We start from the raw sequence: 17,190 nt of genomic DNA, 5'->3' as shown, positions 1-17,190 counted from the left end.
GAGACCGGCTGCGACCCGGACGATCCGGCGTCGTGGACCCAGCCGGTGCGCTGCGGGTCCGGCAGGGCGCGGGGTCCGTTCGCCGCCGCGTCCCACTCGCCCGTCCCGCATGCCGTGTTCGGCCCGATGGCCGGGGCGGGCCGCGGGGAGGCGCGCGCTTCGGTCGGCAGCGGGTCTGCGCCGACCAGCCCTCAGGCAGGCGGCTTGTGGAACGCGAGCAGCGTGAACTCCGGGTCGGGGCGCCGCACTTCCTGGTCCGGCAGCTCCGCGAGGCGCCGCGCGAACCGTCCCGCCAGCGGGCTGTCCGGCGGGATGCTGGTGAACCAGCCCCGGCGCAGGTCCTCGACGGTGCTGCGGGGGCTGCGGCCCTGGCCGTGGCCCGGGAAGCGGGCCCGGCCGACGCGGGTCAGGCCGTACGCGCCCGCATACCCTTCGACGCGCGCCGCCGCGTCCACCGGTGACCGGACGGGGCGGCCCGCGAGCACCGCGTCGATGTCGCTGCCCACGTTGTGCGAGGCGGCCTTGTCGACGGTGACGACGAGGACCCCGCCGGGCCGCAGGACCCGCGCGCACTCGCCGACGACGGCCGCCGCCTCGTCCGGATCGGACAGCAGGTGCAGCAGCCACACCGCCGACGCCGCGTCGAACGCGCCGTCGCGGAAGGGCAGGCTCCGGCTGTCCCCGAGCACGATGGCGCCGGGTACGCGGTCGGCCGCCATCCGCGCCATGCCGTACGCGGCGTCCACGCCCACCACACGCAGCCCCGGCCGCGCCGCCAGCCGCCGGGTCACCGAGCCCGTGCCGCAGGCCACGTCGAGCAACGTACGGGCCCCGGCGGGCAGCAGCGAGAGCACCGCGGCGGCGGCGGCCACGGCCCGCGGCTCACCCCCGCGGGACGCGTCGTACCGCACCGCCTCCTTGCCGTAGTCGAGCATCAGCCACCCACTCCGCATCCGGACCGCGCACGGCCGACCGACGCCTGCCCCCGGCCGGGCCCCGGCCCGGGCGGACGGCTCCCGGCGGGCCTCGAACCGGGTGGGCGGCGCATGGCCGTGACCGGACCGGGCGGACGGAACGTCGGAGTAGCCGGGCCAGGCTGACGACGCGTCGCAGCAGCCGGGCCAGGCCGACGACGCGTCGCCGCGACCGCACCACGCGGCTGCCGCCCGGCCACCCCGCCCAGCCCCGTTCCGTCCCGCATCATTCCGCCCCGTGGCCCGACGCCAGCGCCTCGACCCTGCGGGCCAGTTCGAAGTCCAGGTCGGTGAGGGCCCCGCCCGCGCTGTGGGTGTTGACGGCGAACACCACGGTGTTGTAGCCGAGGGTCAGGTCCGCGTGGTGGCCCAGTTCCTCCTGGACCTGGGCGATGTGCACGACGAACGCGGTCGCCGCGAAGTGCGCGACGAGGCGGTAGGAGCGGGTGAGCCTCACCTCGGCGGCACCCGAGGCACCGGCGGCGCCGGAACCGTCGGCGGCCTCCGTGCGGGGCGATGTGAGCGACCAGCCGGGAAGCTCGGCGAGCCGGTCCTCGATCTCCTTCTGCGACAGCGGTTCGAGAGGCATGGCCGCGCTCCTTCCTGCGTTTGTGCGGGTGTCGATCCTGTCGTGCCAGCGTGCCACAGCACCTGCCGGGCGGAGCGTCGGCGGCACGCCCCTTCGGGCCGCCGCCGCGCACATCCGGCCGCGCGGCCGACGTGGCTCCGCACACGCCCACGCCCACGCCCACGCCGTACAAGAGGCGCCCCCGCCCCGCCCGCTCAGCGCCGCACGCACTCCCCCGACAAGTCGTCCGCCACCGCCGCGATCACCGCGCGCCCCTCGGTCAACCGCACCCACTCCTCCGGCAGTTCGTGGTCGCCGTGCAGCGCGCCGAGCAGGTTGCCGCAGACGGAGCCGGTGGAGTCGCTGTCGCCCGAGTGGTTCACGGCGAGCAGGAGCGCGTCCGCGACGGCGGGGGTGGCCAGGGCCGCGTACACGCCGATGGCCAGGGCCTCCTCCGCGACCCAGCCCGCGCCCAGGGACTCGACGCGCTCCGCGCTCGGCTCGCCCGCGGCGGCCAGGTCGACGGCGGCGGTCAGGGCGGTGGACGTCTCCTCGTGCCCGGGGTACCGGGCGAGCAGCCGCAGGGTGCGCAGGACGGCGCCCTCCAGGGAGTCACCCGCGACGAGGTGCGTGACGATCGCGGCGAGGGCGCCCGCCGCGTAGTAGCCGGTCGGGTGGCCGTGGGTGATCTGGGCGCAGCGCGCGGCGAGTTCGAAGGCGCGGTCGGCGGGGGCGCGGGTGAGGCCGAAAGGCGCGGAGCGCATGACGGTGCCGCACCCCTTGGACTCGGGGTTGACGCGGCCGCGCGGGCCGAGCGCCAGGGCGGGGTCGGGGACGTAGCCCTGTTCCAGGCCGCTCAGGCAGGCGTTGCCGGGGGCCCGCTGGGCGTACAGCCAGGCCTGGGAGCTGAGGTCGGCGGGCCGCGGAGGTCCGGGCGGGGTGCCCTTCGCCTCGGGCCCCGGCTTCCGCTGGGTGTCCAGCCAGCGCAGATACCCCTCCTGCACCAGCCTCGGCGCCGCCCCGCCGATCCCCTTCCGCCGCTCGCGCGCGTGCGCGGCCCGCAGCGCCTCGGCGGTGAAGAGCGTCATCTGCGTGTCGTCGCTGATCAGGCTCACGCCCGCCGCGTCGGCCAGCGGGCCCCGGAGGCCGCGCGGGCCGTGCGCGGCGCGGATGGCATCGAGGGAGCTGAACTCGACCGCGTACCCGAGCGCGTCACCGACCGCGCCGCCGAGCAGACAGCCGCGCACCCGGGCCCGGTACGCGACGGTGGCCTCCCATGACAGCGGGCCCCACGGATTCTTCATGCACCACTCCTCGATTACCGTCTGTGCCATGCCAACTGTCGCGCCTCGCCGCCGGAACAGTGAAGTCGGCCCCCCGAACGCCGGGCCCCGCCGCGCCAAGGGCCCGCGCGCGGCCGAGCCGTCCGGTGCGGCCGAGCCGTCCGAGGTCGGCGCGCTGCTGCGCGCCTGGCGCGAGGAGCGGCGCGTCAGCCAGCTGGAGCTGGCGCTGCGCGCGGACTCCTCCGCGCGCCACATCAGTTTCGTCGAGACGGGCCGCGCCAAGCCCAGCGAGGACTTCGTCCTGAAGCTCGCCGAGCACCTGGACGTGCCCGTGCGCGAGCGCAACGCGCTGCTGCTCGCCGCCGGGTACGCGCCCCGCTTCAAGCAGACGCCCCTCGACGACCCGTCGATGGCCACGCTGCGCGCCGGTCTCGACCAGCTCCTGCAGGGCTACGAGCCGTATCCGGCGCTGGTCGTCGACGCCACGTACCAGGTGGTGGCCGCGAACCGCGGCATCGCGATGCTCCTCGGCGACCTCCCCGAGGACCTGCTCGCCCCGCCCCTCAACGCGATCCGGCTCGTCCTGCACCCGCGCGGCCTCGCCCCGAAGGTCCGCAATCTGCGCGAGTGGCGCGAGCATCTGCTGCACCAGATGGGGCGGCAGATCGCCCTGCACCGGTCGGCCGAGCTGAAGGCGCTGTACGACGAGGTGGCGGCGTACCCCGTGGCCGATCCCGGCGAGGACACGGCCGCCGACGGACAGGTGGCGCACTTCGCGCTGCCGCTGAGGATCGAGCACGAGGGCCGGGTGCTGTCCTTCGTCTCGTCGATCTCCACGTTCAACACGCCGATGGACGTGACCGTCGCCGAGCTGGCCATCGAGACGCTGCTGCCCGCCGACCCGGCGACGGTCAAGTACCTCCAGTCGAAGGCGTAGCCGGGCGCCCCCGTAGCGGCCCAGGAGCGGGGGCGCCGGGTCAGGTCCTGGGCGGCTGGTCGTCCTTGCCGCCGCCCTGCCAGCTACCGCCGTCGTCCCGCCTGCCGCCGCTCTCGCCCTTGCCGTCCTCGGGTTCCTCCTCCACGATCTCCGCCTCGACGACGCCCTCGTCCGCGCCGCCCCGCGCCCCGGCCCCGCCGTCTCCCGGCCCGGCGGTGTCCCCCTGCGGCGGCGCGGCGTCCTGCGGACCGCCACCGCCGTCCGGACCGGCCTGGCCTGCCTGGTTGGCCTGGTTCGCCTGCGCGGCCGCGTACATCGCCTGCCCCATCCGCTGGCTGACGGCGGCCAGCTTCTCCGCCGCCGCCCGCATGGCGAGCGTGTCGTCGCCCGTGAGCAGGGGCTTCAACTCGGCCGCGGCGGCCTCAACTTCGGCCTTGGTGTCGGCGGGGATGAGGCCGTCGGCGCTGTTGTCGCGCAGGAACTTCTCGGTCTGGTAGAGGAGCTGCTCGGCCTGGTTGCGGGTCTCGGCGGCCTCGCGGCGCTTGCGGTCGTCCTCGGCGTGCGCCTCCGCCTCGCGGACCATGCGCTCGATGTCGTCCTTGGGCAGCGCCGAGCCGCCGGTGACGGTCATGCGCTGCTCGCGCCCGGTGGCCTCGTCCTTCGCCGAGACGTGCATGATCCCGTTGGCGTCGATGTCGAAGGTGACCTCGATCTTCGGTACGCCGCGGGGTGCGGGCGGCAGGCCGGTGAGGTCGAAGACGCCGAGCTTCTTGTTGTACGCGGCGATCTCGCGCTCGCCCTGGAAGACCTGGATGCCGACGGAGGGCTGGTTGTCCTCGGCGGTGGAGAAGGTCTCCGAACGGCGCGTGGGGATGGTGGTGTTGCGCTCGATGAGCTTGGTCATGATGCCGCCCTTGGTCTCGATGCCGAGGGACAGCGGCGTGACGTCGAGCAGCAGGACGTCCTTCACGTCGCCGCGGATCACGCCCGCCTGGAGGGTGGCGCCGAGGGCGACGACCTCGTCGGGGTTGACGCCCTTGTGCGGGTCGCTGCCGGTGAGTTCCCGCACCAGCTCGCCGACGGCGGGCATCCGCGTGGAGCCGCCGACGAGGATGACGTGGTCGACGGCGGAGAGCTGCACGCCGGCGTCCTTGACGGCCTGGTGGAAGGGGCGCTTGCAGCGGTCGAGGAGGTCGGCGGTCAGCTCCTGGAACTGGGCCCGGCTGAGCTTCTCGGCGAGGTGCAGCGGGCCGTCCGCGGACGCGGTGACGTAGGGCAGGTTGATGTCGGTCTCGCTGGACGAGGACAGCTCGATCTTCGCCTTCTCGGCGCCCTCGCGCAGCCGCTGCAGGGCCATCTTGTCCTTGCCGAGGTCGATGCCGTGCGCGTTCTTGAACTGCCGCACGAGGTGCTCGACGACCCGCTGGTCCCAGTCGTCGCCGCCGAGCTGGGTGTCGCCGTTGGTGGCCTTGACCTCGATGACCCCGTCGCCCATCTCCAGGAGCGACACGTCGAAGGTGCCACCGCCCAGGTCGAAGACGAGGACGGTCTGGTCGTCGCCCTTGTCGAGGCCGTAGGCGAGGGCGGCAGCCGTCGGCTCGTTGATGATCCGCAGGACCTTCAGGCCCGCGATCTCCCCGGCCTCCTTGGTGGCCTGGCGCTGGGCGTCGTCGAAGTACGCGGGCACGGTGATCACGGCGTCGGTGACGTCCTCGCCGAGGTAGGACTCGGCGTCCCGCTTGAGCTTCTGCAGCACGCGGGCGGACAGCTCCTGCGCGGTGTAGCGGGTGCCGTCGACGCTGGTGCCGGACGCGCTGTCCGGGAAGCGCCAGCCGCCGTCGCCCATGTGGCGTTTGACGGAGCGGGCGGTGCGCTCCACGTTGGTGACCGCCTGGCGCTTGGCGACCTCGCCGACGAGGACGTCGCCGCTCTTGGCGAAGGCGACGACCGACGGTGTGGTGCGGGCGCCCTCCGCGTTCGCGATGACGGTGGGTTCACCGCCCTCCAGGACGGCCACCACCGAGTTCGTCGTCCCGAGATCGATCCCGACCGCACGAGTCATCTCCAACAACCCCTTCCGACGCGGCGCCACTTCGGCCTCCAGCACAAAACTTGAGCGGGCCATTGTCAATGCCGCGTACGGGGGTGGGGTGTGCGGGCGGGGCCCGGTCGGGAGGCGGGGCCCGGGCCCGGCGTCCGGCGCCGGGCGCCCGGACATGGCGAAGCCGCCGACCGATGGCTCCGGTCGGCGGCTTCGCCGCGGTCCTGCGGGGCTCAGGCCAGCTTGGCCGAGAGCGTGATCGTCGTGCCCGTCAGCGCCTGGCTGACCGGGCAGTTGGCCTTGGCGCCCTCGGCGGCCGAGAGGAACGCGGCCTCGTCGAGCCCGGGCACCTCGCCCTCGACGGTGAGGTGGATGCCGGTGATGCCCGTGCCCGGCTGGAAGGTCACGTCGGCGGACGTGACGAGCTTGGTGGGCGGGGTGCCCGCGCCGGTGAGGCCGTGGGACAGGGCCATGGAGAAGCAGCTGGAGTGCGCGGCGGCGATGAGCTCCTCCGGGCTGGTCTTGCCGTTCGCCTCTTCGGCGCGGGACGGCCAGGAGACGGCCTGCTGCCCGATGCCCGAGGAGTCGAAGGTCACGGTGCCGGAGCCCTCGGTCAGGCTGCCTTCCCAGACCGTGTGTGCGGAGCGCGTGGTAGCCACGATGCCAAATCCCTTCGGTGAAGTTCCTTGGGGTCCATCCGATCACACTCCGGGGCGGATCGGCGCGTCGGGCGGCCGTGCGCGACCGAAGCGGGGACCGCCCGATCCGGGGCGGCCGCACGCGCCGACCGAGGACCATGCAACGCGATGATCCCAACCATGCGTCCATAGAGATGAGTTGGGGCGCGGCCGAGCGCCTCGGCCAGGGCACTCCACCTGCACGAGGGGGAACGTTGCACCATCACACCGAGGGAACGACGGGCGGACGAGGGGCGGGAAGACCGTCCCGGCCGCGTGGCGCGTACGCGGCGGCCGTCGCCGCGGCGGCGGCCGTGGCGCTGGCGGCGGGCATGACCGACCCGGCGGCGGCGACCACGGACCGCGCACCAAACCGCGCACCGGACAGCCGCAGCACCGGCACCACCACCACCGACCCCAGCCCCGGCACCACCACCGGCGGGAACCCCGGCGCCACCACCAGGAACCCCGCCACGGCCCCCGCGAAACCGGGGACCGCGCACCACGTCACCCTCGTCACCGGCGACCGCGTCACCGTCGACGCCAAGGGCCGCCTCACCGGCTTCCGCCCGGCGAAGGGGCGCGAGCACATCCCCGTGCGCACCCGCGCCTTCGCCGGGCACACGCTGGTCCTGCCGTACGACGCGCAACGGCTCATCGCCGCGGGCAAGGTCGACCAGCGCCTGTTCGACGTCACGGAGCTGAGCCGGAAGGCGAACCGCGAGGCCCGGAAGAACGGCCTGAAGCTGATCGTCGGCTATCGGGGCGCCGCGGCCCGTGACGCCCGTACCGGGGTGCGCGCGGCCGGTGACACCACGGTCCGCCACGCCTTCACGTCCCTGGACGCGGACGCCGTGACGACCCCGGAACGGGACGCGGCGGCGCTCTGGAAGGCACTCACCGCCGAGCGGGGCGCCGCGACCACGACGGCCGCCGGGATCGGCCACCTGTGGCTGGACGGCACCCGCAGGGCGAGCCTCGACAAGTCCGTCCGGCAGATCGGCGCGCCGAAGGCGTGGGAGGCCGGGTACGACGGCAAGGGCGTCAAGATCGCCGTCCTGGACACCGGTGTCGACGCCACCCACCCGGACCTGAAGGAACAGGTCGTCGGGGCGAAGAACTTCACGCCGTCACCCGACACCAAGGACCGCGTCGGCCACGGCACGCACGTCGCGTCCATCGCGGCGGGCACCGGCACCAAGAACGCCGCCTACAAGGGCGTCGCCCCGGGCGCGAAGGTCCTGGCGGGCAAGGTCCTGGGGGACGACGGCTCCGGCAGCGACTCGGGGATCATCGCGGGCATCGACTGGGCCGCCGCGCAGGGCGCCGACGTGGTGAACCTGAGTCTCGGCGGCGGCGACATGCCCGGCGTGGACCCGCTGGAGGCGGCGATCAACAAGGTCTCCGCCGAGAAGGGCATCCTGTTCGCCGTCGCGGCGGGCAACAGCGGCGCTCCGGGCTCCGTCGACTCCCCGGGCAGCGCGGACGCGGCGCTGACCGTCGGCGCGGTCGACGACAACGACAAGCTGGCCCAGTTCTCCAGCCAGGGCCCGCGCATCGGCGACGGCGCCATCAAGCCCGACGTGACCGCGCCCGGCGTCGACATCACCGCGGCCGCGGCCCCCGGCAGCCAGATCGACCACGAGGTCGGCCAGAAGCCCGAGGGCTACCTGACGATCTCCGGCACGTCCATGGCCACCCCGCACGCGGCCGGTGCCGCCGCCCTCCTCAAGCAGCAGCACCCCGACTGGAAGCAGCCCGAACTCAAGGGCGCGCTCACCGCGTCCACCAAGGGCGGCAAGTACACGGCGTTCCAGCAGGGTTCGGGCCGCATCGCCGTCGACCGGGCCGTCAAGCAGAGCGTGTACGCCGATCCGGTGTCCCTCAACTACGGCACCCAGCTCTGGCCGCACACCGACGACAAGCCGGTCACCAAGAAGGTGACGTACAGAAATCGCGGCACGAAGGACGTCACCCTCGACCTGTCCGTGTCGGCCCTCGACCCGAAGGGGCGTCCGGCGCCCGCCGGGTTCTTCGGCCTCGGCGCGAAGAAGGTCACCGTCCCGGCGGGCGGGACGGCCGCCGTCGACCTGACCAGCGACACGCGCCTCGGCGGCACGGTCGACGGCGCGTACAGCGCGTACGTGGTGGCGAGCGGCGGCGGGCAGAGCGTGCGGACCGCGGCGGCGGTGCAGCGCGAGGTCGAGTCGTACGACGTGACGTTGAAGACGATCGGGCGTGACGGGCGGCCCACGGCGGACCACGAGACGATGCTGTCGGCGATCACCGGCGCCGACACCGGCACGAACCTCCACCCGAACGACCCGTCCGGCACCGTCAAGGTCCGGGTCGCCAAGGGGAGTTACCTGCTCGACTCCGCGATCTACGTCGATCCGCAGGACGGGGACAAGGGCGTGGACTGGCTGGTCCAGCCCAGGCTGACCGTCGACAGGAAACAGACGGTCACGCTCGACGCCCGCAAGGCCGAGCCCGTCGACATCACCGTCCCGGACCGCGGCGCGAAGCTCGCCTTCATGGACACCCGCTACACCTACGCGGGTTACGAGCTGGGCGCCCTGCGCGTCAGCGCCTTCCAGAGCATGCGCACCGCCCATCTCGGCCCCGCGGTGCCCGACGGCCTCGGCCAGCAGTGGCTCGGCACCTGGCGCAAGGGCGCCGACACGTCGTACGAGATGCTGCTCGGCGGCAAGGTGACCAGGCTCGCCACCGGCTACGTCAAGCACCTCAAGGCAGCCGACTTCGCGACCGTGAAGGTGAGTGTGGGCGCTTCGTCGGCGAACAAACAGGGCGGCCTGAGTGCGGCGGGGTATCTCCCGGAGGCGGGTGGCATCTCGATGATCCCGCAGGCGCAGAAGCTGCCGCGCACCAAGACGCTGCACCTGTCGGCGCTCGGCAAGACGAGGTGGGAGCTCACCTTCGAGCAGTACGGCGGTACCAGTGAGGAGGGCGAGCCCCTCATGGAGGGCTACTACCGCTCCGTCGCGCCGCGTGCGTACACGGCGGGCAGGAGCTACCGGGAGGCGTTCGGCGTCGGCGTGTTCGGTCCGCGTGTCGGCTCGGGCATGGGCGTGTTCCGCGACGGCGCCGAGCTGTACGGAGAGCTGCCGCTGTTCGCCGACGGGAAGGGCAACGTCGGCTGGACGGACCTGACGTCGGTGAAGACGGAGCTGTACCGCGACGGCACGAGGATCGGCGCCAACGAGGACCCGCTGTACGGCAGGGGCGGGGCCTTCGACGTCCCGGACGCGGACGCCACGTACAAGCTGACCACCTCGGTGCGGCGCGGCGCCGCCGTGTCGGCGGCCTCCACCCGGGTCGACGCCTCCTGGACGTTCCGCTCCCAGCGGGGTGGCCCGAAGGAACTCCCCGTGTCCACCGCCCGGTTCGCCCCGAAGCTGGACCTGACCAGCCGGGCGCCCGCGGGCGAGAAGCAGCGGGTGCCGGTGACCGTGCAGGGCGCGGCGGCCGGGGCGAACCTCAAGTCGCTTCAGGTGTACGCCAGTTACGACAGCGGCCGCACCTGGACCGAGCTGAGGGTAACCGACGGGCGCATCACCTTGCGCAACCCCGCCCCGGGCAAGGGCGTCTCTTTCCGCGCCAAGATCGCCGACAGGAAGGGCAACAAGTCGACCTTGTCGGTCCACAACGCGTACTACGGCAAGTAGCACCCAGGGCGTTCGAGGGGGCCGCGCTGGTGCGCGGGGTTCGGTACGAACAGTGAGACACCGTGGCGCGTTCCTTGTCATTGCGCCGCCCCCCTCGGCCGCCCGGCCCTGTACCACCCCACGCGCCCCCGCCACCGGGGCGCGTGGGGCACGCGACATGCGCGGTACGGGGTGCCAATGGCCGGAATGCCAACTGGGCAAGGCCCCCACGCAGTGACACTTTTAGGCCCCCTCGACCGTGTGCGCCTCAGCCACGCGACGGGGAGATCACCCAGGGGGTAAGGCCATGCGCATGATCTACGTGGACCGCGGTCCGTCGCCGGTGGAGCCGGAGAAGCCCGGCGCGGCCGGGGAGCGGGACTCGACGTTCGGCTGGTGGGGGGCGTTCAGCGTCGAGACGTTCGCCGACGCGTCGCCGCTGCGCTACACGCACGAGGACGCCACCGGCTGGCTGGCGTATCCGCAGAAGTTCTACGACCGCAACTTCTGGTTCGCCGACGGCGGCGTCCAGGTGTGGGCGTACGAGGAGACGTTCGACAACTGGCAGGACCGCTACGGCATGGACGCGGTCTGCGCCGTGTACCACTCGGGCCACGGCAACATGGACGGCAACGGCGTCTTCGAGGCCTGTCTCGGCGCGGCCTGGGACGGCCGCACCCGCGCGTACTCCAACCGGATGGCGCTCGGCAACGAGAAGGCCAAGTACATCTTCTGGTCGACGTGCTTCTCGCTGCGCGTCCTCGGCGGACACTCCCCGATCCGCACGTGGGCCGGTCCCAACGTCGGCTTCCGCATGCTCTTCGGCTTCGAGACGACCAGCATCGACCACCCGGACTACGGCCGGAAGTTCTGGGACAAGTGGGTGGCCGGGCAGACGTACTCCGATGCCTGGCTGAACGCGAGCTGGGACATCTGGAAGAACCAGGCCCCCTCGGTGTGCGCGGTCGGCGCCACCCAGGCCGAGGCCGTGAACCGGCTCAACACCGAGCGGACCTTCTTCCGCGACGCGGTGCCGGACAACTGGTACGCGTGGCGCTGGTACAACGCGCGCGCCTCGCTCGCCGAGCAGCTCACCGCGCTGCCGCAGGGCACCCAGACCGTCCAGCTCGCGCCGCGCGACCCGAGCGCCGAGCTGACCCAGGCGGGCCGCATCGCCTCCTTCCCGTCCGCCGCCCTCGAAGAGGTGCAGGTCGACCAGCGGGGCGTGCTCAGTGCCAGCTCCGGCGACCGCATCGCCTCCACGGGCCCGCTCGCGGCGCGCTGGGTGCGCCTCGCGGAGCCCAACGCGCGCAACACCACGCAGCTGCCCACCGACCGCGCCGTCGAGCTGGCGCGAGCCTTCGCCGAGCAGCACGCCGACGGCGCCGAACTGGTCGTCGACAGCGTGCACGACCTGATGCAGAACTCCGGCACCAAGGACGGCTCGGAGATCGGCGCCCCCACGACCCTCCAGACGCACGTCACGTTCCGGCAGGCCTTCGACGGCGTCCCGATCATCACGCCGGACCGCGGCGTGATCCGGGTCGGTCTCGACAACGACGGCACGGTCGTCCAGGCGCAGCTGTCCACCCGGCAGGCGACGAGCGCCCGGCGCGAGCCGAGCAGCCAGGTCGCGCCGCCGGCGGCCGGCGGCGGGCGGGCACCGCAGGCCCCCGCGTCCAGCGACCCGAACGAGGCCCTGGCGGCCGCGCAGCAGCGCCTGCTCGCCGACCTCGCGATCCGCGCCGCCGGCGACGGCGACATCCCCTCGGCGGTCTCGCGGGAGCAGCAGCCCGAGGTCAGGGACGTGCCGGGCACGTTCCAGGTCGGCTATGAGGTGGAGGGCAACGAGGCCTACCCGGCCGCCCGCAAGCTGATCGAGATCGGCCCCGAGGACGGCTTCAAGACCCAGCGCTGGGTGACGGCTCCGCTGGCACGGTAACCGGCGCGCCAAGGAGGCCGGGGAGACTCGCGGTAAGGAGGCTGAGGAGCCTACCGGGTGGCGGTCCGCTGCTTGCGGGCCGCCATCCACGCGTACACGAGGACACCCACGAAGAGGAACAGGACGCCCTGGTAGACGGCCGCGTACCCGGCGCCCGCGACCAGCCACATCGAGAAGCCGAACGCGAGCGCCGCGAGGACCGCGTCGCGCACCAGTCGGCCGCGGTGGACGCGGTCGCCCTGCCCGGAGGCGAGGAAGTAGATCTGCGCGGCGGTGGCGAGGAGATACGGCACGGTGGCGGTGAACGTGGTGACGAGCACGAGGACTTCGAAGACGCCCGCCGAACCGGCCGTGTAGTTGTAGACGGTAAGGAGCGAGGCGAGGACGACGGTGACCAGGACACCGACGGTCGGCACGCCGCGCCGCTTGCGCGCGAACGCGCTCGGGAAAAGACCGTCGCGCGCGGCGGCGTACGGCGTCTGGGCGCTGAGCAGCGTCCACCCGTTGAGGGCGCCGACCATCGACACGAGCGCGGCGAGCGCCACGGCCGTGCCGCCCCAGGAGCCGCCGAACATGGCGTTCACGGCGTCCGTGAACGGCGCCGTGGAGGCGACGAGCTTGTCGTGCGCGACCGTCCCGAACACGGCGAGGGTGCCCAGCAGATAGACGACGGCGGCGCCGAGCGTGCCGAGGACGGTGGCGCGCCCCACGTTGCGCCGGGGGTCGCGCACCTCACCGGCGCTGACGGCGGCGGACTCCACGCCCAGGTACGAGAACAGCAGGATCGCGGCCGACGCGGACACCGCGCCGACGGGGCTCTCGTCACCCGCGCGGAACGGCCCGAGGTTCGCGCTGTCGAAGAAGAAGAGACCGCCGAAGGCGACGAGCAGCAGCGGCAGGAACTTCAGGACGGTGGCGACGAGTTGGACGGCGCCGACGTAGCGGGTCCCGGCGAGGTTGGCGAGCGCGGGCAGGAGTTGCAGCGTCAGCGCGGCGAGACAGGCCGTCCACTTGTGGTCCGCCACCGGTATCAGCACGTCGAGATAGCCGACGGCGGCGACGGCGAGCGCCGCGTTCGACACCCACGTCGTGATCCAGTACGACCAGGCGGCGAGGAACCCCGCGAAGTCACCGAACGCGGCGCGCGCGTACACATACGGGCCGCCGGTGCGCGGGTCACGGCTCGCGAGCCGCCCGAAGACCAGCGCCAGACAGATCGCCCCCGCCGTCAGGACGGCGAACGCGACGAGGCTGATGGTGCCGAACGGCGCGACGGAGGCGGGCAGCAGGAAGATGCCGCCGCCGATGATGTTGCCCATGACGAGGCAGGTGGCGACGGGGAGGCCGAAGCGGCGGGCGTGCTTGTCACTGCCGTGCGGCGCTGCGTCCTCGTGCGCCGCGGCCGGAAGTTCCCCCAGGTCAGGGGCCGGAGCCGACGAGGAAACGGTTCCGGTGTCGTGCATGGGGTGGTGCGCCTCTCGTTGTGCCGTGCGCCCGGGATCGCCGGGGCCCGCCCATGGTCGGGCACGGCACACGCTGCGCAAAATCAATGTGTTTTGTCCTGTACGGCGTGGTCGGCGGCGGGAAATGCTGTCGGGGGACAGGCTTGCGGAAGGCGATTGTCCGCGGGGACGGCGGGGACGACGGGGGCCGTGGAATCGGCGGGCGCGGTGGCGGTGGAGACCGTGGGCGCGGTGGCGGCCGTGGGCGCCGTGGAGGCTGTGGACTTCACCCGCACCGCGTGCCCGCACTCCTCCTCCCGCCAGCGCCGCAGCACCGCGTGCACGGCCTCGGCGCCGACGAGTTCACCGCCGTCCTCGACGGCCGGGGACAGCGCGAGCGGGGACAGCAGGAACGGGCGGGACTGGGCGCCGCCGAGGCCGCCGTGGGAGCCGATCTGCTCCTCGAAGGCGAGGACTTCGCCGTCCTCGGGGTCGTACCAGGAGTTGACCATGATGTCGGCGGTGTGCGGGAAGGAGTCGGTGCGGCGGACGGCGTCGGCGGCGCCGGGGCCGAAGTCGGCGAGCGGGCCGGGGTCGGCGAGGGGGCCGGGGTCGGCGAGGGGGCCGGGGTCGGCGAGCGGGCCGGGGCCGCCGGGGCCTTCGGGACCGCCGCCGTCCAGGGCGCCCGCCGGCCCCTCCCGTGCCTCGTCCAGGCGGACCTCCGCGCCGCGCGCCCCGAGGACCAGCGCCCCGTGCTCGGCGCTGCGGACCAGCAGGAAGCCGACGCCGGGGTGGTTGGCGAGGGTGGGCAGGAGGGCCGGGTGGCGGCGGTCGATCTCCTCCCGGGTCATGCGGTGCGGCACGTCCGGGAAGGACACCAGGCCGAGGTTGCCGGAGGCGAGGACGATCGGCTCGGCGCGGCGGCCCGGCCGGTGCTCGCCCGCGCCCTCCTCGACGGGGCGGCGCAGCGCCGCCCGCACCGCCGAACGGGCCTCGGCGCCGCTGTGCGTACGCCGCGCCCTGCGGGGCACGGGCAGCCCGCACCCGGCGCGCACCAGGTCGGCGAGGGACAGGCCGTAGCGGGCCCGGAAGGTCTCGCCGGGGCTCTGGCCGTGGTCGGAGAGGAGCACGATGCGGTACGGCCGGGGCGCGTGGTCGGCGACCTGCTCGATGAGGGCGAGGGACCGGTCCAGGCGGCGCAGCACCTTCTCGGCGTCGCCGCTCGTGGGCCCCGAATGGTGGGCGACTTCGTCGTACGCGACCAGGTCGGCGTAGACGGCGGCGCGTCCGGCGAGCATGTCGCCGATGACGGCGGCGACCACGACGTCGCGCTCCACGACGGTCGCGAAGGCGCGGATGAACGGGTAGAGCCCGCCGCGGCTCACCCGGGGGCGGCGCTTGCGGAGCCGGGCGCGCGTGGACTCGCCGACCTCGCGGCCGACCTCGGCGACGAAGGAGAGGGCGGTGCGGACGGCGTTGGCGGGGTCGGAGAAGTAGGCGAAGTACCCGGCGCGGGACCGGTTGCGCTTGCCGCGCCGGGCGGCCATCGACAGGACGAGGGCAAGCTGGTCGGCGCCCCCGCTGAACAGGTTGCCGCGGCTCGCGCCGTCGTCGGCGAGCAGCCCCGGACCGCCGGTGCGGGCCACGGCGCGGCGCTGCAGCTCCGCCGCCGACGCCGGGCGGTTGGACACCATGACCTCGCCGGTGTCCTTCTCGTACCAGCGGAAGGCGGGGACGTCGAAGTTGCTGCCGTGCAGGATGGCGAGCTGGCTGGCACCGGTCTGGCTGGACCAGTCGGTGCGCCAGGGGGTGAGACGGTGGGTGGGAGGTGCGGGGGGTGCGCCCGGGGTCCGGGGGCTGCTCGCTGTCGCAGGTGCGCCCGCGCCCGCCTCGTCGCTCGCGCCCTCCTTGACGCTCCCGCCCCCGCGCTCGCTCTCGCCCCGGCTTCCACTCTTGCTCTCGCTCTCGCCGAGCCAGCGGGCGACAGTGGGCATGAGGCCCTTGCCGAGGGCGTCCCGCAGCACGTCGTGGCCGACGCCGTCGAGCTGGAGGAAGAGGATGCCCGGGGTGCTCGGCCCCTGGGCCCCGGCGGCGCGGCGGCGTCTTCGGTCGGCGAGACGGTACAGACGGCGGCGGTACGCGTCGTCGTCGCGGACGGCCAGGGCGCCGCCGGTCGCCGAGGCCACGGCCGACATCACGGCCGCGACGACCACAGCCGTCTCGGCGTTGGCGTCGCCGCGGCCGTCGGGGATGAGCCGCAGGGCGAGCAGCAGCAGCGACCCGTTCAGGAAGAAGTTGAGCAGGCCGAGTACCAGAGCGGGTACGAGGAGCAGCGCGCGGACGAGCAGCGGCCACACCAGCGCCGACAGGAGGCCGAAGGCACCCGCGCCCAGAGCCGCCGTGATCGCGATGCGGGTGGCGCTGTCGCCGTCGTCCGACTGCAGCTTGAAGTCCGGCAGGATGCCGGCGAGGGCGAGCATCGTGACCGTGCTCACCGCCCACACGACGATCACACGCCACAGTGCGCGCCCCACTGCCCGCCATCGCCCATCGCGCACCGCGTCCGCCCACCTCACATGCCTTGGCCTTGCCCCCAGCGTGTCACAGGCCAGGGGCCCGCACCGGTCCTGCCTGCCTCGGCCGTCCCCGAGCCGCCGGGCGGCAGCCCTTCCGCCGCTCCGCGGCGGTTCTCCCCACCCGCCCGCCGTGACTGTCGTCCCCGACGCACCCTCGACGGCCCGACCCGCCTGCCCGCCTGCCCGCCGCGGCCGTGGCGGGCCCCCTGCTCAGCCGTGTTCGGGCTCCACCGGGAGCCACAGTTCCGCGTCGGCCTCGGCGCTCCCCGATGACCAGCGGGTGCGCAGGATCTCCGGGCCGGTGCGGGTGCGGTACGGGTTCGACGGGAACCACTCGGTGAACACGTCCCGCCACAGCTCCTGGATGGCCCCCGGTACCGGCCCGGAGGTGGTGAAGACCGCCCACGTACCGGCCGGGACGGCCAACGCGGTGGTGCCCTCCGGCGCGGCCGCGGAGGTGATCACGCCGTGGTGGTAGTCGAGTTCGGTGCCCTCGGCGCGGCTGGGGTCCAGGTCGTCGCAGACCGCGACGATGCCGTGCGGCTCCTGGTCCGACAGTTTCTCCAGGCGCTCCAGGGTCCGCGGGTCGAGCCCGCGGACGAAGTCCATGATCGCCTGGTTCGGCCCCGCGTGCACCAGCGGTACCCGGGCCTTGAGCCCGACGACGGTGAAGTCCCCCTTGTCCACCACCCGGTACCGCATGCTGCTGCTCCCCTCGACGGTGAGGCGGAAGGCCATCCGCGACTGGGAGCTGAGCGCCGCGCCGGTGCGCCGGGCCTCTCCCGGCCCGATGCCGTGCATGGCGCGGAACGCCCGCGCGAACGCCTCGCCGGAGCTGTAGCCGTAGCGCACCGCGATCGTCAGGAGCGTCTCGCGTCCCGCGAGCACTTCGGCGCCCGCGAGGGTGAGCCGACGGCGGCGGACGTACTCCGACAGCGGCATGCCCGCGAGCGCGGCGAACATCCGCCGCAGGTGGTACTCCGAGGTGGCCGCGGTACGCGCCAGCTCCGCCACCTCGACGGCCCCGTCGAGATGGCGCTCGATGTGCTCCATGGCCTGGTTCAGCCGCTCCAGCATGCCCGCCC

The 17,190-nt window shown here is 73.8% G+C and carries 11 protein-coding genes; 3 read left to right on the top strand and 8 right to left on the bottom strand.

What is annotated here, in order from left to right; translation table 11 throughout:
* Positions 1 to 191: 191 nt before the first annotated feature.
* The 3 genes from IE274_RS12825 to IE274_RS12815 form a co-directional block, all read right to left on the bottom strand.
* A complete protein-coding gene (locus tag IE274_RS12825) occupies positions 192 to 935 on the bottom strand; it encodes a class I SAM-dependent methyltransferase (protein WP_190115782.1) in 744 nt (247 codons plus the stop codon).
* 265 nt (positions 936 to 1,200) lie between these two features.
* Positions 1,201 to 1,563 (bottom strand): 4a-hydroxytetrahydrobiopterin dehydratase, encoded by a 363-nt coding sequence (locus IE274_RS12820; RefSeq protein WP_190115781.1) that lies wholly within the window; start codon positions 1,561 to 1,563, stop codon positions 1,201 to 1,203.
* 194 nt (positions 1,564 to 1,757) lie between these two features.
* Positions 1,758 to 2,876, bottom strand: a complete 1,119-nt coding sequence (locus IE274_RS12815; RefSeq protein ID WP_372447061.1) for an ADP-ribosylglycohydrolase family protein — start codon at positions 2,874 to 2,876, stop codon at positions 1,758 to 1,760.
* On the opposite strand from IE274_RS12815, the gene IE274_RS12810 reads away from it, so the two are divergent.
* Positions 2,875 to 3,762, top strand: a complete 888-nt coding sequence (locus IE274_RS12810) for a helix-turn-helix domain-containing protein (protein WP_190115779.1) — start codon at positions 2,875 to 2,877, stop codon at positions 3,760 to 3,762. The two genes, IE274_RS12815 and IE274_RS12810, sit on opposite strands and share 2 nt — an antisense overlap.
* Before the next feature lie 40 nt (positions 3,763 to 3,802).
* Here IE274_RS12810 and dnaK read toward each other — a convergent pair whose 3' ends face one another.
* A complete protein-coding gene (gene dnaK / locus IE274_RS12805) occupies positions 3,803 to 5,824 on the bottom strand; it encodes a molecular chaperone DnaK (RefSeq protein ID WP_190115778.1) in 2,022 nt (673 codons plus the stop codon).
* Positions 5,825 to 6,036: 212 nt separating this feature from the next.
* A complete protein-coding gene (locus tag IE274_RS12800; protein ID WP_190115777.1) occupies positions 6,037 to 6,462 on the bottom strand; it encodes an OsmC family protein in 426 nt (141 codons plus the stop codon).
* Between the two features lie 350 nt (positions 6,463 to 6,812).
* Here IE274_RS12800 and IE274_RS12795 point away from each other — a divergent pair, with 350 nt between their 5' ends.
* Together IE274_RS12795 and IE274_RS12790 are read left to right on the top strand one after the other, a co-directional pair.
* Entirely contained in the window at positions 6,813 to 10,166 is a 3,354-nt protein-coding gene (locus tag IE274_RS12795) for a S8 family peptidase (protein WP_229909515.1), read from the top strand.
* A 286-nt stretch (positions 10,167 to 10,452) separates the two neighbouring features.
* Positions 10,453 to 12,087, top strand: coding sequence for a DUF6345 domain-containing protein (locus tag IE274_RS12790; protein WP_190115776.1), 1,635 nt, complete (start codon positions 10,453 to 10,455; stop codon positions 12,085 to 12,087).
* 50 nt (positions 12,088 to 12,137) lie between these two features.
* On the opposite strand, the gene IE274_RS12785 is transcribed toward IE274_RS12790, so the two are convergent.
* The 3 genes from IE274_RS12785 to IE274_RS12775 form a co-directional block, all read right to left on the bottom strand.
* Positions 12,138 to 13,550 (bottom strand): amino acid permease, encoded by a 1,413-nt coding sequence (locus IE274_RS12785; RefSeq protein ID WP_190115775.1) that lies wholly within the window; start codon positions 13,548 to 13,550, stop codon positions 12,138 to 12,140.
* Positions 13,551 to 13,633: 83 nt separating this feature from the next.
* Positions 13,634 to 16,087: a phage holin family protein gene (locus IE274_RS12780; protein WP_229909494.1), complete on the bottom strand. Its 2,454-nt coding sequence runs from the start codon at positions 16,085 to 16,087 to the stop codon at positions 13,634 to 13,636.
* Positions 16,088 to 16,315: 228 nt separating this feature from the next.
* Positions 16,316 to 17,182: an AraC family transcriptional regulator gene (locus IE274_RS12775; RefSeq protein ID WP_190115774.1), complete on the bottom strand. Its 867-nt coding sequence runs from the start codon at positions 17,180 to 17,182 to the stop codon at positions 16,316 to 16,318.
* Positions 17,183 to 17,190 lie beyond the last annotated feature (8 nt).

The sequence above is a fragment of the Streptomyces flavofungini genome (assembly GCF_014650815.1).
Taxonomy (GTDB): Bacteria; Actinomycetota; Actinomycetes; order Streptomycetales; family Streptomycetaceae; genus Streptomyces; species Streptomyces flavofungini.
This window is presented reverse-complemented; position numbering and strand designations above follow the sequence as displayed.

Excerpts from the sequence above, each read along its gene's own strand:
- IE274_RS12825 (WP_190115782.1), bottom strand. The coding sequence starts at position 935 with ATGCTCGACTACGGCAAGGAGGCGGTGCGGTACGACGCGTCCCGCGGG.
- IE274_RS12820 (WP_190115781.1), bottom strand. The coding sequence starts at position 1,563 with ATGCCTCTCGAACCGCTGTCGCAGAAGGAGATCGAGGACCGGCTCGCC.
- IE274_RS12810 (WP_190115779.1), top strand. The coding sequence starts at position 2,875 with ATGCCAACTGTCGCGCCTCGCCGCCGGAACAGTGAAGTCGGCCCCCCG.
- IE274_RS12815 (WP_372447061.1), bottom strand. The coding sequence starts at position 2,876 with ATGGCACAGACGGTAATCGAGGAGTGGTGCATGAAGAATCCGTGGGGC.
- dnaK (WP_190115778.1), bottom strand. The coding sequence starts at position 5,824 with ATGACTCGTGCGGTCGGGATCGATCTCGGGACGACGAACTCGGTGGTG.
- IE274_RS12795 (WP_229909515.1), top strand. The coding sequence starts at position 6,813 with ATGACCGACCCGGCGGCGGCGACCACGGACCGCGCACCAAACCGCGCA.
- IE274_RS12790 (WP_190115776.1), top strand. The coding sequence starts at position 10,453 with ATGCGCATGATCTACGTGGACCGCGGTCCGTCGCCGGTGGAGCCGGAG.
- IE274_RS12785 (WP_190115775.1), bottom strand. The coding sequence starts at position 13,550 with ATGCACGACACCGGAACCGTTTCCTCGTCGGCTCCGGCCCCTGACCTG.
- IE274_RS12775 (WP_190115774.1), bottom strand. The coding sequence starts at position 17,182 with ATGCTGGAGCGGCTGAACCAGGCCATGGAGCACATCGAGCGCCATCTC.